This is a genomic window from uncultured Paracoccus sp., assembly GCF_947496875.1.
Classification (GTDB): domain Bacteria; phylum Pseudomonadota; class Alphaproteobacteria; order Rhodobacterales; family Rhodobacteraceae; genus Paracoccus.
In genome coordinates this window covers 35,421-57,598 of the sequence record NZ_CANMEH010000009.1, presented here as the reverse complement: position 1 = coordinate 57,598, position 22,178 = coordinate 35,421, and the positions used below count along the sequence as shown (strand labels likewise).

Genomic DNA, 22,178 nt, shown 5'->3' with positions numbered 1-22,178 from the left:
CTTGGGGCGCGGACGGCAGCAGCGATTGGGGCGGCGGCGCAGCGCGCGGCCTGTCTCCGGTCTCAACGAGAGGGAATCCCGCATGGTCAACCCACTGGACCTGACCGACAAGGTCGCGATCATAACGGGATCGAGCCGCGGCATCGGGCGCGCCATTGCCGAATTGTTCGCCCAGCTTGGCGCTCGCGTCGTGGTGTCCAGCCGCAAGCCCGAGGCATGTGAGCCGGTCGCAGCCGGGATTCGGGAAAGCGGCGGCGAGGCGATCACGATTCCCTGCAACATCACCCGCAAGGACGAGGTGGAGGCGCTGGTAAGCGAGACCGAGCGGCAGCTTGGCCCCGCGGATGTCCTGGTCTGCAATGCGGCTGTGAACCCGGTCTATGGCCCACTGTCGCAGCTGACCGACGAGGCCTTCGACAAGATCATGGGCGCGAACGTGAAGAGCAATCTGTGGCTGTCCAACCTGACGATCCCGTCGATGGCGGAACGGGGCGGCGGCGCCGTCGTCATCATCTCGTCGATCGCGGGGATCCGGGGCACCGACCGGATCGGCGCCTATGGAATATCGAAATCGGCCGACTTCGCCCTGGCCCGCAACCTCGCCGTCGAGTGGGGGCCGCGAAACGTCCGCGTCAACTGCGTGGCGCCGGGACTGATCAAGACCGACTTCGCACGGGCGCTGTGGGAGGACGAGGAGGCGCTGGCGCATCGCAACCGCACCACGCCGCTGCGCCGCATCGGACGGCCGGAGGAGATCGCGCCCATCGCGGCGTTTCTTGCCTCGGATGCCGCGAGCTTCATCACCGGTCAGACGATCGTGGCCGATGGGGGCGTGACGATCGCCTGATCAAAAAGGCGGAGCGCGTGGATCGCGTCATTCGGCCGTCCTGTCCGCATGTTCCCAGTAGGGCGCGCGCAATTCGCGTTTCAGGATCTTGCCGATGTCGCTGCGGGGCAGGGCGGTACGAATCTCGACAGCGGACAGGCGCTGTGTCTTGCCCAGTTGCCGGTTGGCGAAATCCCGCAGCGCCTCGGCCTCGACCTGGGCGTCCGGCTTCAAGACCACCAACCCGAGCGGCGTTTCACCCCAGGCGTCGCTGGGAATGGCGATCACCGCCGCCTCTGCCACCGCATCGTGGCGCGTCAGCACCTGCTCCAGATCCGCCGCATAGATGTTGAAACCGCCGGACAGGATCATGTCCTTGCGCCGATCCAGCAGGTACAGAAAGCCATCCGCATCCAGGCGGCCCATGTCGCCGGTGCGGATGAAGTCCTCGCCCTGCGGACTTTTCCAAAGAATTTCCGACGTCTTGGCCGGCGCATTGTGATAGCCGGGCATCATCGTCGGGGACCGGCCAACCACCTCGCCGATCTCGCCGCGGGGCAGTTCGTGACCCTGGTCATCGAGGATGCGGACCTCGGCGCCTTCGACCGGTCGGCCGACGCTGTCCAGCTTGTCCGGAAAGCGCCCACAATCCAGCACCGTCGAAACGCCCCCCTCGGTCATTCCGTAGATTTCGAACAGCTTGCCCGGCCAGCGCCGCAGGACCTCGCGCTTGAGTCGGGCGGGAAACGGGGCGCTGGTCGAAAGCTTGACCCGGAAGGCAGACAGGTCGAAGCGATCGAAATCGGCCGCGTCGAGAATCCGGTCGTACTGCACCGGAACAAGCATCGCATGGCTGACACGGTGCCGCGCGCACAGCGCCAGAAAGCCGCTTGCGTCGAACTTCCTCATCACCACGACGGTGCCGCCGTTCAGCAGCACCGGCAGCACGGCAACCAGCGTAGTGTTGGAATAAAACGGCGTCGACATGGTCAGGATCGCGTCCTGGTCGAGGCCATAGCTGCTCATCCTCAGGATCTGGCGCAGCCGGAAGCGGTGGTCGTGCAGGATGCCCTTCGGATCGCCGGTCGTGCCGGAACTGTAGATCATGTCGAACGGGTCATCGAGATTTGCGGTCGAGCGATCGGCGGGCGCGGGTAGGCGCTCGTTCCGCCAGCCGTCCAGCCTGTCCATTTCGACGAGTTCGACTTCGCCCGTCTGCGTGGCCGTGGCCTGTGCGGCCGCCGCCAGCGCGGGTGAATGGAACAGCAGCGCCGCCCCACTGTCGCGCAGCATGGTTCCCAATGTGTCCGGATGGGCCCCGCCCGGCAGCGGCACCATGCAGGCGCCGATCCCCACCACGGCGAGATAGACGACCACGTGGGCCGCCGAATTCTCGGCAAGGCTCGCCACCATGCTGCCACGCCCGATCCCGGCGGCTGCAAGCTTGATGCGAAGCCGATCTACGCGCGCGAACAGTTCCGCCCACGTGGTTGCCTGATCGCCGTCGATCAGGGCCACGTGCTCGGGCCGCGCCCCGGCTGCACGGCGGAGTTGTTCGGTGAATGCTACCGGGGTGTGATCCGGATAGTCGGCGGGCTGCAAGCGGGGGATGAGCGGTTCAGTTTCGGTCACAGCGTTCTACCCTTCCACGGTCGCAATACGGCCCACCGACAGCGATCCTTGCGCTGGCTTCGTCCGGTTGACAGGCCCAGATCCCTTACCTACGATTTTTCTAACGTGACGGGGCCCGGTCGACAATTCCGGTGCGCTCCCCGCCCGATCCGCCGCGAGCTGCTGGGGCGGAACTGACCAGATCGGCGGGCGGATTTGTCCGCCCCGTATCGCAGCACTCATGTCTTTGGGAGGAGAACCATGAAGCTTCTGAAATGGGCAGGCCGCGCATCCGCGGGGCTGGTGGCCGCTGCCGCGGTCCTGACCGCCGTCGCCGCCAGTGCGCAGGACGTGACCCGCTGGCGCGTGCAGAGCCACTGGCCGAGCTCCAGCTCATCCTATTCCGACAGCCTCGAGCATCTGAAACAGACACTGGAGGAACGGACCGATGGCCGGCTGGTTCTGGAGCTTTTCGAGGCCGGTGCGCTGATCCCCGCCGAGGAGATCTTTCCGGCGGTAAGCCGGGGTGTGGTCCAGATGGGCACGATCTCACCTGCCTATATCCGCGATCAGGTGTCCACCGCCGGGATCGCCTCGGGTTTGGCCTTCGCATTCCAGAACGTCTGGGAAGCGGCCTATTTCCACAAGAGCCTTGGCCTCGAGGACATGCTGCGCGAAGAAGCGGCTGAACACGGCGTGTATTACTCGACCGACAAGGTCTATCCGACCGAAATGGTGGTGACCAAGCCGATCGAGAAGCTGAGCGACTTCCAGGGGCTGAAGATCCGGTCATCGGGTGCGCTGTCGGAATTCCTGACCGCGGCCGGCGCCGCGGGCACGTATCTGCCGGGACCCGAGCTTTACACCGCCCTGTCCACCGGCGTGGTCGATGGAGCCCACTGGGGGGCGTCACAGGGCGCGTCCAGCATGGGCCTGTACGAGGTCGCGAAGTACCACATCCTCCCGCCGCTCAACATCGCGGGGACCGACGCGTTCGTGATCAACCAGGCCGCGATCGACGCACTGCCCGAGGATGTGCGCCAGACCCTCATGAGCACGCTGGAAGAACAATTCTGGTTCCGGACGAACGAATACCAGTATCAGGAACGGATCGCGCTCGCGAACGCCGTGAAGGAGCAGGGCGTCACCGTCATCGAACTGCCCGAGGAGGTGCGGACGCACCTTGTCGAGGTGGCGCTGAGCACCTGGGACAAGGAAGGCGAAAAGAGCGAGAAGGCGGCCGAGGCTCTGAGCAGTCTCAAGAGCTTTCTGACCGATCTTGGTCATCTGCAGCCCGAGGCCGCAGCAGCAGCGGACGGCGGCGCTGGCGCGGAGCCCGCCACACAATAAGGCAAAAAGGCTCCGGACTCGCTGTCCGGAGCCTTTTTTCACCCTGTTCCGGTTCCTGCAGGCGAAAGGATCACCCATGCGACCAGCGGACTGGTTCATCAGGGGCGTGTCCTATGTGAATGAGCGCGTGGGGCGGATCGCAGCGCTGCTGATCCTGCCGATCTTCGCGCTACTGCTGCTGGAGGTGGGACTGCGCTATGTCGCGGGCTCCCCCACCGTCTGGACGAACGAACTGTCACAGTTGCTGTTCGGGTCCTACGCGCTGCTGGCCGGCGGATACCTTATCCTTCATTCCGGCCACGCCAACGTGGACATCCTTCACTCGGCGCTGTCGCCGCGGGTGCGGGCCGCGGTCGACATCGCCACCTCGGTCCTGACCTTCATCTTTCTGCTCGCGTTCCTCTATTTCGGCGTGTCGATGGGGTGGGAATCGCTGAGCCGTATGGAAACGTCCATGTCGGCGTGGAATCCGCCGATCTGGCCGGTCAAGCTGCTGATCCCCATCAGCGCCCTGCTGCTGCTGCTGCAAGCAATTGCCAAGCTGATCGACGACATTCGGATCGTCATGGGCCGCCCGCCGACCCTGCCGCACAACGCCACGGCGCTCGAGGATCGTCCGGTCACCCGCATCGAGGAGAGAGAGATTTGAGCATCGAACTCCTCACCGTCCTGTTCTTCGGATCGCTTCTGCTGTTCCTGCTGCTGGGGCTGCCGCTGGTCTTCGTCCTTGGCGGCGTATCGGTGATCTTCCTGTACTTCACCTGGGGGCCGATTGCCTTCTACCTGCTGCCGTCACAGATCTGGGGATCGATGAACAGCTTCACGCTGGTGGCGATCCCCCTCTTCGTGTTCATGGCGATGGTGCTGGAACGAACCGGCGTGGCCCGGGCGCTGTACAACGCCATGCATCTGTGGTGGGGCGGCGTACGCGGCGGCCTGGCGATCGGCACGGTGCTGATCTGCGCGGTCTTTGCTGCCATGTGCGGCATCAGCGGCGCGGCTGTGGTGGCGATGGGAACCATCGCCCTGCCGAACATGCTGGAGCGCGGCTATGATCGCAGGATGGCGCTGGGCTGCATCAACGCGGGCGGCGGGCTTGGCGTCCTGATCCCCCCCAGTGTCCTGATGATCCTGTACTCGCTGATCACCGGCGTGTCTGTCGGAAAGCTTTTCGTGGCGGGGATCCTGCCGGGCCTTCTGCTCACGGCGCTGATCTGTGTCTACATTGCGATTCGGTGCTATTTCCAGCCGCAGATGGGTCCCGCCCTGCCGCGCGAGGAACGCGACGTCGGTTGGGGCCCGAAATTCGCGGCGCTGCGCGCGGTGCTGCTGCCGATGCTGATCGTCGTCATGGTGCTCGGCTCGATCATCGCGGGTATCGCGACCCCGACCGAGGCCGCCGCCATGGGCGTCGCGGGATCGCTGATTTCCGCGGTGGTCTATCGTCAGTTCACCTGGAGCCTTCTGAAGGACGCCTCGATCCGCACCTTCCGGCTGACGGGCATGATCATGTGGATCCTGTTCGCGGCCCACGCCTTCAGCTCGGCCTATCAGGGGATGGGCGCACAGGACCTGATCCGCGACTCGATCATGGCCATACCCGGCGGGCCTTGGGCGGTCGTGATCGTGATCCAGCTGATCGTGTTCCTGATGGCCATGGTGCTCGACCCGCTGGGGATCATGCTGATCGTCCTGCCGGTGGCGGCCCCTGTGGTGGTCAGCCTCGGCTTCGATCCGGTCTGGTTCGGCATCCTGTTCATCATCAACATGGAAATCGGCTACATGACGCCGCCGTTCGGCTTCAACCTGTTCTACCTCAAGGGCATCACGCCGCCCGAGATCACGATGGGCGACATCTACAAGTCGGTGGTGCCCTACACGGCGGTCTGCCTGCTGGCGCTGGCGATCGTCATGGCCTTTCCGGCGATCGCCACCTGGCTGCCATCCCGGCTGATGTAACCCGGCGCGCAACGCCCCCCGTCTTGGCCGCACCTGACCCATTCCTGCGGGCCAAGCGCGGTCGCCGCGACAAGGAGGTCGAACATGGACCTGGAGAAGTTTCGAACCGAGACTCGCGCATGGCTGCAGGCGAACTGCCCGGCCGAAATGCGCGAGCCGGTGCGATCGGATGCCGATTACTGCTGGGGCGGACGCCGCGCCGTCTTTTCATCCCCGGCACAGCAGCAGTGGCTGCAGCGGATGGCCGAACGTGGCTGGACCGTGCCAGACTGGCCCACCGCCTATGGCGGCGGCGGCCTGTCTGCGGCCGAGACCAAGGTGCTGCGCGAGGAGATAGCGGCGCTGGGGGCGCGCCAGCCGCTGAAGTCCTTCGGCATATCGATGCTGGGCCCGGCGCTCCTGAAATACGGGACCGAGGCGCAGAAGCGCGAGCATCTGCCCAGGATCGCGCGCGGCGAGATCCGCTGGTGCCAAGGTTACTCCGAGCCCGGGGCCGGGTCCGATCTGGCGGCCCTTTCCACCCGCGCCGAAGACCGGGGCGACCATTTCCTGGTGAACGGCCAGAAGGTCTGGACGAGCTATGCGGACAAGGCGGACTGGATCTTCTGCCTTGTGCGCACCGACCCGAAGGAAAAGCACAAGGGCATCAGCTTTCTGCTTTTCGACATGGAGTCTAATGGCATTTCGACGCGTCCCATCCAGCTGATCTCGGGCCAGTCGCCGTTCTGCGAAACCTTCTTCGACGATGTGAAGGTACCGAAGGAAAACCTCGTCGGGGAACTGAACCGCGGCTGGGAAGTCGCCAAATACCTGCTGGGCCACGAACGCGAGATGATCAGCGGGTTTGGCCTGGGCGACGGCCAGAGCTCGATCGGCAAGGCGGCGCGCCAGGCGGCGGAGACCGCGCCCGACGAGCGGCTGGACGATCCGCTTCTGCGGGCACAGATGGCCGTGTTCGACGTGCGCGCCGCCGCATTCCGGGCGATGACCGAACGGTTCATCGACGAGTTGAAGGCGGGGAGGGCGCATCCGGCCCAGCCGTCGATGATGAAATACTACGGGACCGAACTGAACAAGATCCGCCACACGCTGCTGATGTCGGCGGGCGGGTCGGATGCGCTGGAGTGGGACAGCACACGATCCGGCGGCGGGGCCGCCGCACGAGCCTGGCTGCGGAGCAAGGCCAACTCCATTGAGGGTGGCACCAGCGAAATCCAGCTGAACATCATCGCCAAGCACATCCTCGGCCTGCCGACGGCCTGACGGGAAAGACCAGAACCATGCCGCTCTACCTTGACGACGACCAGATCATTATGCGGGACAGCGCGCGAAGCTTCATGGCCGACCAGGCGTCGGTCGCGCATCTGCGGTCGCTGCGCGATGCCGCCGATCCGACCGGATTTTCCACTGATCTGTGGAAACGTTTCGTCGAGATGGGGTTCAGCGGCATCCTCATTCCCGAAGCGGACGGTGGCATGGGGCTTGGCCATGTAGAGGCGGGGATCGTGCTGGAGGAAATCGGCCGAAACCTGACTCCATCGCCGTTCCTGTCGACCGGGGTAGGCGTCGTGACGGCGCTGGGATCCGCAACGCCGATGCTGCGGGAACGGTGGTATCCGGCCATCCTGACCGGGCGGGCGATCGGCACGCTCGCAATCGACGAGGGTACAAAACACCATCCGGAGCGGATTGCGCTGAAGGCCGAGCGATCCGGCAAGGGCTTCCGGCTCAGCGGTGAAAAGCGCTTCGTACAGCACGGGCATGTCGCCGACGTGGTCATCGTTTCGGCCCGCACGGGGGGCGACGTGGACGAAAGATCCGGCGTCACGCTGTTCGCTGTCGACGGCAATGCGGCAGGCTTGACCGCAACGCCGCAGCGGCTGCTGGATGCGAGCCTGGCCAGTCGGCTGACGCTGGAAGGGGTCGAGGTCGAAGCCGATGCGGTGATCGGCGAGGTGGATGGTGGCTGGGACACGCTGTCCGGCATTCTCGATGCATGCCGGGCGGCGGCCGCGGCCGAGCTGGTCGGTGTCGCCGATGCCGCCATGGCGATCACGCTGGCCTATATCCGCGAGCGCAGGCAGTTCGGCGTTCCGGTCGGCAGCTTCCAGGCCCTGCAGCATCGCGCTGCGCATCTCTACAGCGAGATCGAGGTTGCGCGGGCGGCGGTCCTCAAGGCCCAGCAGCGACTGGATGCCAAGGCGCCGGGGGCCGGACGCGATGTGCTGGTGGCCAAGGCCATGGCCGGTCTGGCTGCGTCACTTGCGGCCCGGGAGGGCGTGCAGATGCACGGCGGCGTCGGCATGACTGATGACTATGACATCGGCCTTTACATGAAGCGCGGCCGGGTGCTCGAGGAACTGTTCGGCGACACGAACCGGCTCGCAGACCGACTGGCACAGCTGAACGGGTACTAGGCGTCGGGCCGGGGTGCCGTGCTTCGCCAGCCACGGGTTGGTGGCTTCGCTCGCCGAAAGCAGCACGGGTCCGACCGGTCTTGATTAGCGTCAAAGCAGGCGAGGTGGTTCGGCGACATACACGCGCCATGACCCGGCTGCTCGCCCTCTTTCTGTCGATCCTGATCGCCACCGCGCCGCTGCTGCCAGTGCGCGCCGGTGCGTCGGGTGTGGTCATCCTCTGCGCGGACGGAATCGAGGTCGTCGTCGCCGTCGACGACGCTGGCAGACCGGCGGAGAGCCAGGCGGGCACCCACTGTCCGGACTGCGTCATCACGCCGCTGGCGGCGCTGCCCGCCGGCTTCCGCCTGGAGCGGCCCGCGCAGGTGGAGCTGCGGCTGCGCGCGCCGCAGCGGAACTGGCGGGTCCGCACCGTCATCCAGCCGAACCGCCTCGCCCGCGGCCCCCCATCCGGGATCATCTGATGCGATTTCTTCGACTCCTGTGCGTTCTGCTTGCCCTGCTGCCCCTGCCTGCCGCCGCGGCCTCGGTACTCGAACAATTCCTGCCCGACATTGCTGCATCCGACCTGATTGAGGGCGCGGACAGCTATGGCCCGATCCGGTCCGACGTTCCCGTCGTCCCCGTCCTGAACGGCGACGAGACGCTCGGGTACGCCTTCATCACCTCCGATTTCGTGGGCACCACCGGCTATTCGGGCAAGCCCATCCACACCATCGTCGCGGTCAGCCCCGAGGCCAAGGTGTTGGCCGTGCAGCTGGTGAAGCATTCGGAGCCGATCGTGCTGATCGGCATCCCCGACGCAAAGATGAAGCAGCTGGCCGCCGATTATGCCGGCATGGATCTGGCGGCCGAGGCCGCTTCGGGCGGGACGACGCACGATCTGAACATCATTTCCGGCGCGACCGTAACGGTGATGGTGATCGACGATTCCATCGTCCGTTGGATTGAAGGTCGCCCGGTCGCTGGGGCTGGGCGGGCTGGCGATCGAGGCGGCGCCGACCGGCCCGGTCGCCACGATGGATCCCGATGCCCCCGCAGCCGGGGACTGGCCGACCCTGGAAGGCGACGGCACGCTGCGCCGGCTGTCGCTGGACGTGGCCGATGTGAACGCCGACTTCGCAGCGCATGCCGACACCCGGGCAGCCAGCCGGCCGCTGCCTGATGCGCCGGAGACCCGGTTCATCGATCTCTACATGGCGCTGGTCAGCCAGCCGAACATCGCCCGCAGCCTGCTGGGCGAGAACCAGGCAACCAATCTGCAGGAGTGGCTGGGCGAGGGCGATCACGCGATCCTGCTCGCCGCCAGCGGGCTCTACAGCTTCAAGGGGTCCGGCTATGTCCGCGGCGGAATCTTCGACCGGGTCGTGCTGATCCAGGACGACGTCTCGATCCGGTTCCATGATCGCGACCACCGCCGCGCCACGGTCGCAGCGGCGGATGCCCCGCCGCTGACCGAGATGGACCTGTTCCGCATTCCCGCCGATTCAGGGTTCGATCCGGCCAAGCCGTTCCGGCTGCAACTTCTGGTGCAGCGCGAGGTCGCGGCGATCGAGAAGGCGTTCCTGACCTATGACCTGGCCTACGAACTGCCCGAGCAATACCTGACCATCGTCGCCCCGCCGCCTGCAGTCGAGCCGGCGCCCGATGTGGCCACGGCCGCGGTTGACGACCTGAACCGCACCGAATCCGAGGCACAGGCCGCCCTGTGGAAGCGCATCTGGGAGGGGAAACGGATCGAGATCGCCGCCCTTCTGACCATGCTGTTTGCGCTGACCATCGCCTTTTTTGGGCAGGAGTGGCTGTCGCGCTCGGAACGTGCGGTCAGCTGGTTCCGCACCGGCTTTCTGCTGCTGACGCTGGTCTATCTGGGCTGGTACGCCAACGCGCAACTGTCGGTCGTCAACCTGATGGCGCTGGCCCATTCGCTGGTCGACGGGTTCACGTGGCAGGCGTTCCTGCTGGATCCGCTGACCTTCATCTTGTGGTTCTCGGTCGCTGCCGCGTTGATCTTCTGGGGACGCGGGGCGTTCTGCGGCTGGTTGTGCCCGTTCGGCGCACTGCAGGAGCTGACCAACCGCGTCGCTCGCAAACTGCGTGTTCCGCAGGTCCAGGTGCCGTGACTGGTGCATGAACGGCTGTGGCCGATCAAGTACATCATCTTCCTGGTGTTGTTCGGCACCTCGATGGCGTCGATGGAGCTGGCCGAAAAGCTCGCCGAGGTCGAGCCGTTCAAGACGGCGATCATTCTGAAGTTCGATCGCGCCTGGCCGTTCGTGACCTTCGCGATCGGATTGCTGGTCATCGGCCTGTTCGTCGAGCGGTTCTATTGCCGCTATCTGTGTCCGCTGGGCGCTGCGCTGGCGATCCCCGCCCGGATCCGCATGTTCGACTGGCTCGAGCGCTATCGGGAATGCGGCAACCCGTGCCAGACTTGCGGCAACGAATGCATGGTGCAGGCGATCCACCCGACGGGTGAGATCAACCCGAACGAGTGCCTGAACTGCATGCATTGCCAGGTTCTCTACCATTCCACAACGAAGTGTCCGGTGGTCATCAAGCAGCTGAAACGGCGTGCCTCGGTCGGCGCGGCGCCGATACTGGACCGGAACCTCGCCAACCATCCAAATCGCAGGGAGACAGCGATATGAGTGACAAGATCAATCACGGCATCAGCCGGCGTGGCCTTCTGGGTGCGACGGCGACCGTGGGCGGCGTCGCCGCGCTCGGCGGCGCCGGCATGGCGCGCATGGGCCTGATGGGCGGTGCCGGCGTCGCCGCGCTGGCGACCTCGACCGGACCCGCCGCGGCGCAGGCGGACGAGGGGAATTCGTGGCATCTCAAGCCCGGCGAACTCGACAGCTACTACGGATTCTGGTCCTCGGGGCAGACCGGCGAGGTGCGGATCCTGGGCATTCCCTCGATGCGCGAACTGATGCGGATCCCGGTCTTCAACCGCTGCTCGGCCACCGGCTGGGGCCAGACCAACGAGTCCCTCAAGGTCCTGACCGAGAACATGACCGAGAAGACGCGCAACTACCTCGCAGCCCAGGGCAAGAAGATCCACGACAACGGCGACCTGCACCACCTGCACATGAGCTATACGGACGGCACCTATGACGGCCGCTTCCTGTTCATGAACGACAAGGCCAACACCCGCGTCGCCCGCGTGCGCTGCGACGTGATGAAGTGCGACAAGATCGTCGAGATCCCGAATGCCAAGGCCATCCACGGCCTGCGCCTGCAGAAGGTGCCGCGCACCAACTACATCTTCGCGAATGGCGAGGACGAGACGCCGGTCGTCAATGACGGCACGGTGCTGGACGACAAGTCGCAATACGTGAACTTCTTCACCGCGGTGAATGCCGACGAGATGACCGTCGCATGGCAGGTGATCGTCAGCGGCAATCTCGACAACTGCGAGGCCGACTACGAGGGCAAGTATGCCTTCTCGACCTCCTACAACTCCGAGATGGGGGTGACCTCGGCCGAGATGATGGAGGCCGAACTCGACCATGTCGTGGTCTTCAACATCGCCAACATCGAGGCAGGCATCGCCGCCGGCGACTTTCAGGAGCTGAACGGCGTCAAGGTTCTGGACGGGCGCAAGGAAAACGCGGCCAAGAAATACACCCGCTATGTCCCGATCGCCAACAACCCGCACGGATGCAACATGGCGCCCGACAAGAAGCACCTGTGCGTGGCCGGCAAGCTGTCGCCGACCGTGTCGGTGATCGATGTGACCCGGCTTGAGGGGGTGTTCAACGACCAGGCCGAACCCGCGTCCGTCATCGTGGCCCAGCCTGAACTGGGTCTCGGGCCACTTCACAGCGCGTTCGACGGCAAGGGCAACGCGTTCACCACGCTGTTCCTGGACAGCCAGGTGGTGAAGTGGAACATCGAGGACGCGGTTCGCGCCCATAACGGCGACAGCGTGGACCCGATCCGCGAAAAGATCGATGTCCACTATCAGCCCGGCCACCTGAAATCGTCGATGGGCGAAACGCTGGAGGCGGATGGCCGCTGGCTTGTCTGTCTCTCGAAGTTCTCGAAGGACCGGTTCCTCAATGTCGGCCCGCTGAAGCCCGAAAACGATCAGCTGATCGACATCTCCGGCGATCGCATGGTTCTGGTCCATGATGGCCCGAACTTCGCCGAGCCGCATGATGCGATCGCAGTAACGGCCGACAAGATGAGCAACGTCATCAAGTCGGTCTGGGAGCGCAACGACCCGTTCTGGGCCGACACCCGCAAGCAGGCCGAGGCTGACGGGGTCGACATCGACGACTGGGCCGACACGGTGATCCGCGACGGCAACAAGGTGCGGGTCTACATGTCCAGCCAGGCCCCGAACTTCAGTCTGGAAAGCTTCACCGTGAAGGAAGGCGACGAGGTCACGGTGATCGTAACCAACCTCGACGATCTCGACGACCTCACGCACGGGTTCACGATGGGCAACCATGGGGTCGCGTTCGAGATCTCGCCGCAGGCCACCGCCTCGGCGACGTTCACGGCGGCGCAGCCGGGGGTCTACTGGTATTACTGCCAATGGTTCTGCCATGCGCTGCACATGGAGATGCGCGGCCGCATGTTCGTCGAGCCGAAGAGCGTCTGAGTCGATGCATCGCACTGCTGCCTTTCTGCTGCTGCTTGTCGCTCTGATGCTGCCCGCATCAGGCGCAACGGCGGCCGAGCGGCTGGTGCGGCCAGGGGCCGGGGAGCTGGCCGCAGCAGTTGCTGCGGCGGCGCCCGGCGACGTACTGATCCTGGCCCCCGGGCAGCACCAGGGGCCCGTCGTCATCGACAAGCCCCTGACGCTCGACGGGCGGGGCGAGGCGCGGATCGACGGCGGCGGGCACGGCAGCGTGATCACCATCACCGGCGAGGGCGCGGTTGTCCGCGGCCTCGTCATCACCGGCTCGGGATCCGAGCACGAGACGATCGATTCGGGCGTGCAGTTGACGAAGACGTCAAGCGGCGCGGTGATCGAGGGCAACCGGATTCTCGGCAACCTGCACGGCGTCGATGCGCATGGCAGCCGCGACACGGTGATCCGGAGCAACCTGATCGAGGGTCGGCAGGACCGCCGGATGAACGACCGCGGCAATGGCGTCTATTCCTGGAACACCCGCGGCCTGGTCGTTCAGGGCAACGACATCCGCATGGGCCGGGACGGCATTTACGTGGTGCTATCACGCGATGCCCGCTTCATCGAAAACCGGTTCACCCGCCTGCGCTTTGCCGTCCATTACATGAACACCCATGACAGCGAGGTGTCGGACAACATCTCGGTCGGCAATCACCTTGGATTTGCGCTGATGTATTCCGACCGGCTGATGGTGCGGGGCAACATCAGCCTGGCCGACCGCGACCATGGGCTGATGCTGAACTATGCCAACAGTTCGGACGTCACCGGGAATCTGGTGCGTGGCGCCGCAAAATGCGTCTTCATCTACAACGCCCACAAGAACCTGCTGGCCGGCAACCGCTTCGAGGGCTGCGGCATCGGCATCCATTTCACCGCAGGTTCCGAGCGCAACGGATTGAGCGGCAATGCCTTCCTCGGCAATCGTGAGCAGGTCAAGTATGTCGGGACGCGCGATGTGGAATGGAGCGTGGAGGAGCAGGGCAACTACTGGTCCGACCACCCTGCCTACGATCTGAACACCGACGGCATCGCCGATGCCCGCTATCGCCCCAACGACCTGATGGACCACATCCTGTGGTCACAGCCGGCCGCCGGGCTGCTGACCGGGTCGCCCGCCGTGCAACTGATCCGCTGGGCGCAGGCGTCCTTTCCCGCGGTGCTGCCGGGCGGCGTTGTGGACAGCCATCCGCAGACCCGCCCGGTAGAGATCGCGGTTCCTGCCGAGATCGCCGAGATCGCCGCCACCACGACACCCGCCTGGCAGAACGAGCAGATTGATGACTTTGACCCTCTCGCAGCTCACTAAGCGCTTCGACGGCGTGGTTGCGCTGAATGGCGTAAGCCTGCGGGTCGAGCCGGGCGAGCGCGTGGCGTTGCTGGGGCACAATGGCGCGGGCAAGTCCACGCTGATGAAGATCGTGCTGGGGCTGATTCCGCCCACGAGCGGCGAGATCCGAGTCGCCGGCGCGGTGCCGGGCAGTCCGTCGGCCCGCCGGGTCACCGCCTATCTGCCCGAGAACGTGGCGTTCCACCCGGCGCTCACCGGCCACGAGATGATCACCCACTATCTGCGCCTGCGCGGACGACCCGTCGCCGAAGCGGCGGGGCTGCTTGGCCGAGTGGGGCTGTCCGACGCCGCCGACCGCCGCATCGGCACCTATTCCAAGGGCATGCGGCAGCGTGTCGGGCTGGCCCAGGCACTGATCGGCCAGCCGCAGTTGCTGGTGCTGGACGAACCGACATCCGGGCTGGACCCGGTGTCGCGCCGCGAGTTCTATTCGATCCTGGACAATCTAGCCGCTGAAGGTGCGGCGATCCTGCTGTCGTCCCACGCGCTGACCGAGGTCGAGGCGCGGACCGACCGGATCCTGATCCTGTCGCGGGGCAATCCGGTCGCGCACGGAACGCTGGCCGATCTGCGCGCCGGGGCCAATCTGCCGGTGACTCTGGTCCTGACCCCGCGGAACGGGGCCATCAGTGCCCTTGCGACGGCGCTGCCCGATGCGCGGCCGGACGGCAGGTTCCTGATCCTCACCGTGCCGCAGGGCGACAAGCTGGCGACCCTGGCGCGGATCACCGCGTTGCCGCAGCTCGCCGATCTGGATGTGCTGCCGCCGTCTCTCGAAGACATCTATGCGCATCACTCGGCGCAGGAGGTTGCGGCATGAACCGTGTGCTTGCCGTGAGCCAATCCGAATTCCGGATCGCACTGCGCAACCGTTGGGTCGCCATCGCGATTCTCATGATGGCGGTGTTCTCGCTGGTGCTCGCGGCAGCGGGGTCGGCGCCGACGGGCGCGCTGGGAACGGACCGGCTGTCCGTGACCGTGGCCTCGCTGACGTCGCTGGCGGTCTATCTGGTGCCGCTGGTCGCGCTGCTCATGTCGTTCGATGCCATCGCGGGCGAGGTCGAACGCGGTACCCTGCCGTTGCTGCTGACCTATCCGGCGAGCCGCGCCGAGATCGTGCTGGGCAAGTTCCTCGCCCATCTGGGCATCCTGGAACTGGCGGTCGGGATCGGATATGGGCTGGCGGCCGCGGTCACCATCGGGCTCGATGGCGCGGCGCTGTCAGGTCTGCCGGCCCTGGTCCGCCTGTTCTGGACGTCGCTGGCGCTGGGTGCGACGTTCATCGGGATCGGCTACCTGGTATCGTCGCTATCCCGCCGGCCATCCGGGGCTGCCGGGCTTGCAATCGGGGTATGGCTGGTGCTGATCGTCCTGTACGACCTGGGCTTGCTGGCGATGGTGGTGGCGGACGAGGGCGGAGGGCTGACGTCTCGCGTTCTGGCTCCGGCGCTGATCGGGAACCCGGCCGATGCGTTCCGGCTGTTCAACCTGGCCGCCTCCGAAGCGACGGCTGCCGCGGCGGGGCTGGCCGGGGCCGCGTCCACCATTCCGCCCGTCTACGCGCTCGGTTCCCTGCTGATCTGGCCGGCCGTGGCGTTGGGACTGGCGATAATTGCTTTTCGCAGGGTGACGCCATGATGCCTCGTGTGACCGTCCTGTGCCTGGCACTCTCGGGCCTGCCGGGCTGCAAGCCCGAGCCCACCCTGCTGCCCGATCCCATGCCACTGACCGAGGCGTCGGTGGGCCATTTCTGTCAGATGAACCTGATGGAACATGACGGCCCCAAGGCGCAGGTGCATCTGCAGGATGTGCTTGCACCGCTGTTCTTCAGCCAGGTGCGCGACGCCGTCGCCTACCAGCGCATGCCCGAACAAAGCCACGAGATCCTCGGCATCTATGTCAACGACATGGGGGCCGACGGGGTCAGTCGGGCCGAGCCGGGCACGACCAACTGGATCAGGGCCGAGGACGCCGTCTACGTAACCGGCTCGCGCCGCGTCGGCGGAATGGGCGCCCCGGAACTGGTGCCGTTTTCCGATCACGGCAAGGCCGAGGCGTTTGCAGGTCAGAACGGCGGCACGGTCGTCACCCTGGCCGAGATCTCGGACGCTGAGGTGCTGGCCGCCGTGTCCGACACGAGCCAGGACGCTGCACCTGCGGATCACCAGGATGACTACGCCGCGCGGCTCAGGGCGCTGGGCGAGACCACCGGAGCGAAGCCATGATGAATGCCGTGCACAAGACCATGAGCACAACCACACGCCGCCGTTTCCTGGCGATCAGCGCCGGGGCGACCGTCGGTGCCATGCTGCCGGGACTGGGCAGAGCTCGGGATGCCGCGGGAGCAGTACATGTCTGGCGCGGCGTAGCGATGGGCGCGGCAGCGACAATAGCGCTGGACCACCCCGATGCGCCGGCCCTTTGTGCGGCCGCGGCGCGGGAGATCGACCGGCTGGAGGATATCTTCAGCCTTTACCGCGCCGACTCCGCCCTGTCGCGCCTGAACCGGACCGGGTCGTTGACCGCCGCGCCGCCCGAGCTTCTGGACTGCCTTTCCCTTGTCGGGCTGACGCATGATGCGACCGATGGCCGTTTCGACCCGACCATCCAGCCGATCTGGGCGCTGTATGCCGCGCGGTTCAGCGCCGGCAGGGTCCCATCAGAGGAGGAGATTGCCACCTCCCTGACGCGCGTCGGGTGGGACCGGGTGGCTGTGCGAGGCAGCGACATCACGCTGCGTCCGGGCATGGCGCTGACCCTGAACGGCATCGCCCAGGGCTATGTCGCGGACAGCGTCGTCGCGCTGCTGCAATCGCGGGGCCTGAGGGACGTGCTGATCGATACCGGTGAAACCCGCGCCCTCGGGGGGGCGCCGGACGGGGACTGGTCGGTGGAACTGCCAACGGGTGATCGACTGGGGCTGAGAAACCGTGCGCTTGCCACCTCCGCGCCGCTGGGCACGAGCTTTGACCAGACGGGTAAGGTCGGGCACATCATCGATCCGCGCAGCGGGCGGCCGGCGATCTCGCCCTGGCGGCAGGTTACGGTCTCGGCGCCCCGTGCGGCGGTCGCCGACGCGCTGTCCACGGCCGGGTGCGTGCTGCCGGACCGCCAATCGATCGAGCGCGCTGCGGCCGCATTTGCCGGGGCCCGGATCGAGGCACTGGTCGGCGCATGACGCGGCACCACGCGGCAGAACATCCTTGAATGGATACGTCCGATCTTTCGCCGGCTAGGCTCTCCGCGATGTCAGCCGGTTCGATCTCTGCCTCGTGCCATGGTTCAGGTTCCGCTGACCGATCCCGGCGCCTGAACATCCTTGCACCCGATCCGGTTCGCCGGTAGTCAGTCCGGCGCGCGGGTATGATGTAATGGTAGCCTGTCAGCTTCCCAAGCTGAACGCGCGGGTTCGATTCCCGCTACCCGCTCCACTTCCGCCTCATCGATCGCGCTGGACCGACACTCATCACGTCGATGGCTGAACGGCGCTCGCGGCAGGCAGGCCGTGTGTCAGCGCAGTCCCATCTCGGCCAGCTCACGCGCCAGGGCCGGGGGCAGGGCGGGCTCGGCCTCGCGTCCCCGCGGAACGTCGCGGGGTGCATCGCCGGGATCCAGGTAGCGCCAGCCTTGGAATGCGCGGCGGGGCAGCGCGGCCACCCGGATTACCTCGGGATCAAGGATCAGGGCGCATCGACGGATCCCGTCCGGACCGATCCGCTCCTCGAGCCCCAGCAGCCGCTGCCGGGCCAGCATCGTGCCCTTGAACACCCAGTAGATCGATCCGCCGGCCAGAAGCTCTGACTCGCGCTTGGGCCACATGCGGGTGACGTGCTGCGCCGGGTCGGCCCCGAACCGCTCGCGCTGCCAGCGCTCCAGGACCTCGGGGCTGGCGGCGCCGACGCACAGCTTCATCAGGTGCAGCATGGGTGCGGAGGCGGGCGCGTTGTCAGGCATGTCGCGGATATAGGCCAAGTGTCCGCGCGGTCAACCGACGGTGGGTGTCTGCCAGGCGCGGGACTTGCGGCGCGGGGGCGACGGGCATACGGCACGAGGCTGACCCAGAGGATGCAAGCCATGGAAGACCAGCGCCGGACGACGCAGATGCGCGACACGACGGTGCCGCTGCCCGCAGCCGGGGCGGCCCCGGCCGACCCGCAGGGCGCCGGACCCGGGTCGGGGCGCTCGGTGACGACTGCACCCTCGCGGGGCGCGCTTCCGCTGCCCGAGTTCGTGGCGCTGATGGCGTTCCTGACCGCAACGGTGGCGTTTTCGATCGATGCGATGCTGCCGGCTCTGCCCCAGATCGCGGCAGAGCTGGTCCCGCAGGATGTAAACCGGGCACAGCTGATCCTGATCAGCTTTGTCGCGGGAATGGGGGTCGGCACGCTGTTTGCGGGACCGCTGTCCGACGCGATCGGACGGAAATGGACGATTGCGGCGGGGTTCGGCATCTATCTGCTGGCCGCGGTGGCGGCGCTGTTCGCCGGCACGCTGGACGCTCTGCTGATCGCACGTTTCGTGCAGGGGCTGGGCGCCGCCGGGCCGCGCATCGCCAGCATGGCGCTGATCCGCGACCAGTACGAGGGCCGCGAGATGGCGCGGATCACCAGCTTCGTGATGATGGTGTTCATGCTGGTCCCGGCGCTGGCCCCGTCGCTGGGGCAGGGATTCATCTGGCTGGGCGGCTGGCGGGGAATCTTCGGCGCCTTCATCGGCTTTGCCCTGATCGCGCTGGTCTGGTTCGGCTTGCGCCAGCCCGAGACGCTGCCCCCGTCCCGCCGGCGGCCGTTGAACCCGGGACGCCTGTGGGCCGGGGTGCGCGAGGTGCTGTCCAATCGCGAGGTGGTGCTGTGCACGATCACCATCGCGCTGGGGTTCGGCCAGATGTTCGCGTTGCTCGCGTCGTCGCAGCAGCTGTTCGCCGAGACGTTCGACAGGGGCGCGGGCTTTCCCCTGTGGTTCGCGGCCGTGGCGCTGCTGTCGTCGACCGGGACGATCATCAACGCGCGGCTGGTCATGCGGGTCGGCATGTATCGCATCGCCCGCACGGCCTACGCGCTTCAGGTCGCCTCGTCGGCGCTGTTCCTGGTGCTGATGACCATCGACGACGGCTGGCCGCTGACCCTGCGGTTCGCCGTCTTCTTCATGTGGACGGTTGGCGTCTTCACGATGGCGGGCCTCACCTTCGGCAACCTGAACGCCATGGCGATGCAGCGCATGGGGCACATGGCCGGAATGACGGCATCCGTGGTGTCGGCGCTGTCGACCACCGGCGCGGTCCTGATCGCGGCGCCGGTCGGGCTGGCCTATGATGGCAGTCCGGTGCCCGTGGCCCTTGCCACGCTGGTGTGTTCCGGGCTGGGCTGGCTGGTCATGGGGCGGATGCGCCGGTGACCTTTCGGGCCGCGCGGGTCCGGTTGACACCGACTGACGCGGGGGTATAAGCGCCGCTTCCATTGGTGTTGGTGGACCCCGCAAGGGGAACCCTGTCGCCCCGCGTCGGATCGATCCGGGGAAAGGACAACGCCCTTTCGACATCGTGAAAGGAGATCAGCGATGACCAAACGCACCGCTGCCAAGTACAAGCTGGACCGCCGCATGGGCCAGAACATCTGGGGCCGCGCCAAGTCCCCGGTCAACCGCCGCGAATACGGACCCGGCCAGCACGGCCAGCGCCGCAAGCAGAAGCTGTCCGATTTCGGCACCCAGCTGCGCGCCAAGCAGAAGCTGAAGGGGTATTACGGCGACCTGACCGAAAAGCAGTTCCGCCGCATCTATGCCGAGGCCGAACGCGTCAAGGGCGACACCGGCGAGAACCTGGTCGGCCTGCTGGAGCGTCGTCTGGACGCCGTCGTCTATCGTGCCAAGTTCGTGCCGACGATCTTTGCCGCACGGCAGTTCGTGAATCACGGCCATGTGCAGGTGAACGGGCAGCGGGTGAACATCGCGTCCTACCGCGTCAAGGAAGGCGACGTGATCTCGGTTCGCGACAAGTCGCGGCAGCTGACCATCGTTCTGGAGGCAGTGGGCCTGCCGGAGCGTGACGTGCCCGATTACATCGAGGCCGACCACAACAAGATGACCGCGACCTTTGTCCGCACGCCGGCGCTGGGGGATGTGCCCTATGCCGTGCAGATGGAACCGAACCTGGTCGTCGAATACTACGCGCAGAACTGATCTGCCGCCTGTCCGATCAAGGGGGCCGTCCGTGGGGGCGGCCCCTTTTGCATGCCGGGCGTTGACAGGCGGGCAGGTGTCCCCGACGCTCTGGCCATGACGCGTGTCCCCCATCTCTCTGCGGTTCCGACCGCCCCGCCCGCAGCTGATCCTAGGGCCATGCCGGACGAGGCGGTCCCCGGGGGCGTGGCGCTGATCGTGGACGTGCCGGGCTATGACGGGCCGCTGGACCTGCTGCTGACACTGGCGCGGACCCAGAAGGTCGACCTGATGCAGATCAGCGTTCTGGCACTGGCGGAACAGTACCTGGCCTTCGTCGACGAGGCGCGCAACCTGCGCATGGAACTCGCGGCCGACTATCTGGTGATGGCGGCATGGCTCGCGTTCCTCAAGTCGCGGCTGCTGTTGCCACCGGACCCCGAAACCGAGGGACCATCGGCCCAGGACATGGCTGCGCATCTTGCGTTTCAGCTGGAACGGCTGCAGGCGATGCGCCGGGCGGCGGCGCAGCTGATGGCGCGCGACCGGCTGGGCGTGAACCGCTTCGCGCGCGGCTCACCCGAGGCCGCCACACGGGTGCGGCACGTGGAATGGCAGACGGGGCTGATCGACCTGATGCGCGCCTATGCCCGGCTGCGGACCCGCGACGAGTTCCGCCCCTATGCCTTCGACCGGCGCGACGTCTACACGATGGAACAGGCGCTGGACCGGATGCGCGCAATGATCGGGTTCGCGGGCGGCTGGACGGAACTGGCCGCGTTCCTGCCGGATGGCTGGGGCACCTCGGCGGAGCGACGGCGATCCGCCACGGCCGCGACCTTTGCCGCTTCGCTGGAACTGGTCAAGCAGGGGCAGGCGCAGATCCGGCAGCATGACTGCTTTGCGCCCATTTCGATCCGGGGACGGCCTGATGCCCGAACCTGATGATGAAGGTGACCATAGCGTCTCGGCGCTGCGCCCGCCTGCGCTGGATCAGCAGGAACGCATGGTCGAGGCGCTGCTGTTCGGGTCTGCCGGCCCGATGCGGGTGGCCGATCTGGCGGCGCGGCTGCCTGCCGGAAGCGACCCGGCCGAGGCGCTGGCCGGACTGCGGCGCCGCTATGCGGGCCGCGGGGTCGAACTGGTACGGGTGGGCGACGCCTGGGCGTTCCGAACCGCGGGCGATCTGGGCTTTCTGCTGCACGAGCACGTGGTCGAACAGCGCAAGCTCTCGCGCGCCGCCACCGAGACGCTGGCGATCGTCGCCTATCACCAGCCGGTGACCCGGGCCGAGATCGAGGAGATCCGCGGCGTCGCGGTCAGCCGCGGCACGCTGGATCTGCTGATCGAGATCGGCTGGGTGCGGGTCGGAAAGCGTCGGCAGACGCCGGGCCGACCCGTCACCTTCGTGGTGACCGAGGCGTTTCTGGATCACTTCGGTCTGCACCACACCCGCGACCTGCCGGGTCTTGCCGAATTGCGCGCGGCGGGACTGCTGGACGCGCAGCCATCAGGTGCGGGGCTGCCCCTTGCGCCCGCGCCGGGCGACGCTGATATGGACGAACGGGACGCGCTCCCGGCCGAGGACCTGTTCGAGGACGAGTGAGGGCAGATCCGGCGCGACTAGGACAGGAGGACAGCGGATGATCGGCGGTCAGATCTTCTCGATGATTGCGCGCATGCTGACCCGGCGCGCGGTGAACTGGGGCGTGCGCAAGGGCATGGCTCGCATGTCCGGGGCAGCCAAGACGCAGCCCCGAGGCAAGGTGACGCCCGCCGCGGCAAAGCGGGACGCCGACATGCGAAAGGCCGTGAAGCGGGCACGTCAGGCGGCGCGGGTCACAAGGCGGCTGGGACGCTGAA

20 protein-coding genes, 1 tRNA gene and 1 pseudogene are annotated in these 22,178 nt (G+C 66.6%); 20 read left to right on the top strand and 2 right to left on the bottom strand.

The window, feature by feature from the left end; all coding sequences use genetic code 11:
* Window positions 1–82: 82 nt before the first annotated feature.
* On the top strand, window positions 83–847 hold the full coding sequence (locus Q0938_RS12125) for an SDR family NAD(P)-dependent oxidoreductase (protein WP_299362622.1): 765 nt from the start codon (window positions 83–85) through the stop codon (window positions 845–847).
* Window positions 848–874: 27 nt separating this feature from the next.
* Here the strand turns inward: Q0938_RS12125 and Q0938_RS12120 are convergent, their stop codons facing one another.
* Window positions 875–2,458, bottom strand: coding sequence for an AMP-binding protein (locus Q0938_RS12120; RefSeq protein ID WP_299362620.1), 1,584 nt, complete (start codon window positions 2,456–2,458; stop codon window positions 875–877).
* A gap of 240 nt (window positions 2,459–2,698) precedes the next feature.
* Between Q0938_RS12120 and dctP the strand changes: the two genes are divergently transcribed.
* The 14 genes and pseudogenes from dctP (at window position 2,699) to Q0938_RS12050 (ending at window position 17,590) form a co-directional block, all read left to right on the top strand.
* Complete coding sequence (gene dctP / locus Q0938_RS12115; protein WP_299362618.1) at window positions 2,699–3,787, top strand: TRAP transporter substrate-binding protein DctP; 1,089 nt, start codon at window positions 2,699–2,701, stop codon at window positions 3,785–3,787.
* Between the two features lie 76 nt (window positions 3,788–3,863).
* Window positions 3,864–4,436, top strand: coding sequence for a TRAP transporter small permease subunit (locus tag Q0938_RS12110; RefSeq protein WP_299362616.1), 573 nt, complete (start codon window positions 3,864–3,866; stop codon window positions 4,434–4,436).
* A complete protein-coding gene (locus Q0938_RS12105; RefSeq protein WP_299362614.1) occupies window positions 4,433–5,746 on the top strand; it encodes a TRAP transporter large permease subunit in 1,314 nt (437 codons plus the stop codon). Before Q0938_RS12110 ends, Q0938_RS12105 begins: the two co-directional genes overlap by 4 nt.
* 84 nt (window positions 5,747–5,830) lie before the next feature.
* Window positions 5,831–7,009: an acyl-CoA dehydrogenase family protein gene (locus Q0938_RS12100; protein ID WP_299362612.1), complete on the top strand. Its 1,179-nt coding sequence runs from the start codon at window positions 5,831–5,833 to the stop codon at window positions 7,007–7,009.
* A gap of 17 nt (window positions 7,010–7,026) precedes the next feature.
* Entirely contained in the window at window positions 7,027–8,163 is a 1,137-nt protein-coding gene (locus tag Q0938_RS12095; protein WP_299362609.1) for an acyl-CoA dehydrogenase family protein, read from the top strand.
* Between the two features lie 128 nt (window positions 8,164–8,291).
* Window positions 8,292–8,627 carry a hypothetical protein gene (locus tag Q0938_RS12090; RefSeq protein ID WP_299362606.1) on the top strand — a complete coding sequence of 112 codons (336 nt, stop codon included), beginning with the start codon at window positions 8,292–8,294 and terminating at the stop codon, window positions 8,625–8,627.
* A pseudogene (locus Q0938_RS12085) lies at window positions 8,627–10,814 on the top strand (4Fe-4S binding protein). The gene Q0938_RS12090 and the pseudogene Q0938_RS12085 overlap by 1 nt, the downstream one beginning before the upstream one ends.
* Window positions 10,811–12,778 (top strand): TAT-dependent nitrous-oxide reductase, encoded by a 1,968-nt coding sequence (gene nosZ, locus Q0938_RS12080; protein WP_299362603.1) that lies wholly within the window; start codon window positions 10,811–10,813, stop codon window positions 12,776–12,778. Before Q0938_RS12085 ends, nosZ begins: the two are co-directional and overlap by 4 nt.
* A 4-nt stretch (window positions 12,779–12,782) precedes the next feature.
* Entirely contained in the window at window positions 12,783–14,117 is a 1,335-nt protein-coding gene (locus tag Q0938_RS12075; RefSeq protein WP_299362600.1) for a nitrous oxide reductase family maturation protein NosD, read from the top strand.
* A complete protein-coding gene (locus Q0938_RS12070) occupies window positions 14,089–14,979 on the top strand; it encodes an ABC transporter ATP-binding protein (RefSeq protein WP_299362598.1) in 891 nt (296 codons plus the stop codon). Before Q0938_RS12075 ends, Q0938_RS12070 begins: the two co-directional genes overlap by 29 nt.
* Window positions 14,976–15,797 carry an ABC transporter permease subunit gene (locus tag Q0938_RS12065; RefSeq protein WP_299362595.1) on the top strand — a complete coding sequence of 274 codons (822 nt, stop codon included), beginning with the start codon at window positions 14,976–14,978 and terminating at the stop codon, window positions 15,795–15,797. Before Q0938_RS12070 ends, Q0938_RS12065 begins: the two co-directional genes overlap by 4 nt.
* Window positions 15,797–16,384, top strand: a complete 588-nt coding sequence (locus Q0938_RS12060) for a nitrous oxide reductase accessory protein NosL (RefSeq protein WP_299362846.1) — start codon at window positions 15,797–15,799, stop codon at window positions 16,382–16,384. Before Q0938_RS12065 ends, Q0938_RS12060 begins: the two co-directional genes overlap by 1 nt.
* 20 nt (window positions 16,385–16,404) lie before the next feature.
* Window positions 16,405–17,337 (top strand): FAD:protein FMN transferase, encoded by a 933-nt coding sequence (locus Q0938_RS12055; RefSeq protein ID WP_299362593.1) that lies wholly within the window; start codon window positions 16,405–16,407, stop codon window positions 17,335–17,337.
* Between the two features lie 179 nt (window positions 17,338–17,516).
* Window positions 17,517–17,590: transfer RNA gene (locus Q0938_RS12050), tRNA-Gly, on the top strand.
* A gap of 79 nt (window positions 17,591–17,669) precedes the next feature.
* On the opposite strand, the gene Q0938_RS12045 is transcribed toward Q0938_RS12050, so the two are convergent.
* Window positions 17,670–18,113, bottom strand: coding sequence for a DUF1489 domain-containing protein (locus Q0938_RS12045; RefSeq protein WP_299362590.1), 444 nt, complete (start codon window positions 18,111–18,113; stop codon window positions 17,670–17,672).
* 285 nt (window positions 18,114–18,398) lie between these two features.
* Here Q0938_RS12045 and Q0938_RS12040 point away from each other — a divergent pair, with 285 nt between their 5' ends.
* The 5 genes from Q0938_RS12040 (at window position 18,399) to Q0938_RS12020 (ending at window position 22,177) form a co-directional block, all read left to right on the top strand.
* A complete protein-coding gene (locus Q0938_RS12040) occupies window positions 18,399–19,553 on the top strand; it encodes a multidrug effflux MFS transporter (protein WP_299362844.1) in 1,155 nt (384 codons plus the stop codon).
* Between the two features lie 162 nt (window positions 19,554–19,715).
* Complete coding sequence (rpsD, locus tag Q0938_RS12035) at window positions 19,716–20,336, top strand: 30S ribosomal protein S4 (protein ID WP_299362588.1); 621 nt, start codon at window positions 19,716–19,718, stop codon at window positions 20,334–20,336.
* A 96-nt stretch (window positions 20,337–20,432) separates the two neighbouring features.
* Window positions 20,433–21,260 carry a ScpA family protein gene (locus tag Q0938_RS12030; protein WP_299362586.1) on the top strand — a complete coding sequence of 276 codons (828 nt, stop codon included), beginning with the start codon at window positions 20,433–20,435 and terminating at the stop codon, window positions 21,258–21,260.
* Window positions 21,247–21,921, top strand: a complete 675-nt coding sequence (scpB, locus tag Q0938_RS12025; RefSeq protein ID WP_299362583.1) for an SMC-Scp complex subunit ScpB — start codon at window positions 21,247–21,249, stop codon at window positions 21,919–21,921. Before Q0938_RS12030 ends, scpB begins: the two co-directional genes overlap by 14 nt.
* A gap of 37 nt (window positions 21,922–21,958) precedes the next feature.
* The gene (locus tag Q0938_RS12020; protein ID WP_299362581.1) at window positions 21,959–22,177 is read left to right on the top strand and encodes a hypothetical protein; all 219 of its coding nucleotides are present in this window, start codon (window positions 21,959–21,961) and stop codon (window positions 22,175–22,177) included.
* The last annotated feature ends 1 nt before the right edge of the window (window position 22,178 follow it).

Coding starts and splice junctions, on each gene's coding strand:
- Q0938_RS12125 (WP_299362622.1), top strand. CDS start 83: ATGGTCAACCCACTGGACCTGACCGACAAGGTCGCGATCATAACGGGA.
- dctP (WP_299362618.1), top strand. CDS start 2,699: ATGAAGCTTCTGAAATGGGCAGGCCGCGCATCCGCGGGGCTGGTGGCC.
- Q0938_RS12110 (WP_299362616.1), top strand. CDS start 3,864: ATGCGACCAGCGGACTGGTTCATCAGGGGCGTGTCCTATGTGAATGAG.
- Q0938_RS12100 (WP_299362612.1), top strand. CDS start 5,831: ATGGACCTGGAGAAGTTTCGAACCGAGACTCGCGCATGGCTGCAGGCG.
- Q0938_RS12095 (WP_299362609.1), top strand. CDS start 7,027: ATGCCGCTCTACCTTGACGACGACCAGATCATTATGCGGGACAGCGCG.
- Q0938_RS12090 (WP_299362606.1), top strand. CDS start 8,292: ATGACCCGGCTGCTCGCCCTCTTTCTGTCGATCCTGATCGCCACCGCG.
- nosZ (WP_299362603.1), top strand. CDS start 10,811: ATGAGTGACAAGATCAATCACGGCATCAGCCGGCGTGGCCTTCTGGGT.
- Q0938_RS12075 (WP_299362600.1), top strand. CDS start 12,783: ATGCATCGCACTGCTGCCTTTCTGCTGCTGCTTGTCGCTCTGATGCTG.
- Q0938_RS12070 (WP_299362598.1), top strand. CDS start 14,089: ATGACTTTGACCCTCTCGCAGCTCACTAAGCGCTTCGACGGCGTGGTT.
- Q0938_RS12065 (WP_299362595.1), top strand. CDS start 14,976: ATGAACCGTGTGCTTGCCGTGAGCCAATCCGAATTCCGGATCGCACTG.
- Q0938_RS12060 (WP_299362846.1), top strand. CDS start 15,797: ATGCCTCGTGTGACCGTCCTGTGCCTGGCACTCTCGGGCCTGCCGGGC.
- Q0938_RS12055 (WP_299362593.1), top strand. CDS start 16,405: ATGAGCACAACCACACGCCGCCGTTTCCTGGCGATCAGCGCCGGGGCG.
- Q0938_RS12045 (WP_299362590.1), bottom strand. CDS start 18,113: ATGCCTGACAACGCGCCCGCCTCCGCACCCATGCTGCACCTGATGAAG.
- Q0938_RS12040 (WP_299362844.1), top strand. CDS start 18,399: ATGGCGTTCCTGACCGCAACGGTGGCGTTTTCGATCGATGCGATGCTG.
- rpsD (WP_299362588.1), top strand. CDS start 19,716: ATGACCAAACGCACCGCTGCCAAGTACAAGCTGGACCGCCGCATGGGC.
- Q0938_RS12030 (WP_299362586.1), top strand. CDS start 20,433: ATGACGCGTGTCCCCCATCTCTCTGCGGTTCCGACCGCCCCGCCCGCA.
- scpB (WP_299362583.1), top strand. CDS start 21,247: ATGCCCGAACCTGATGATGAAGGTGACCATAGCGTCTCGGCGCTGCGC.
- Q0938_RS12020 (WP_299362581.1), top strand. CDS start 21,959: ATGATCGGCGGTCAGATCTTCTCGATGATTGCGCGCATGCTGACCCGG.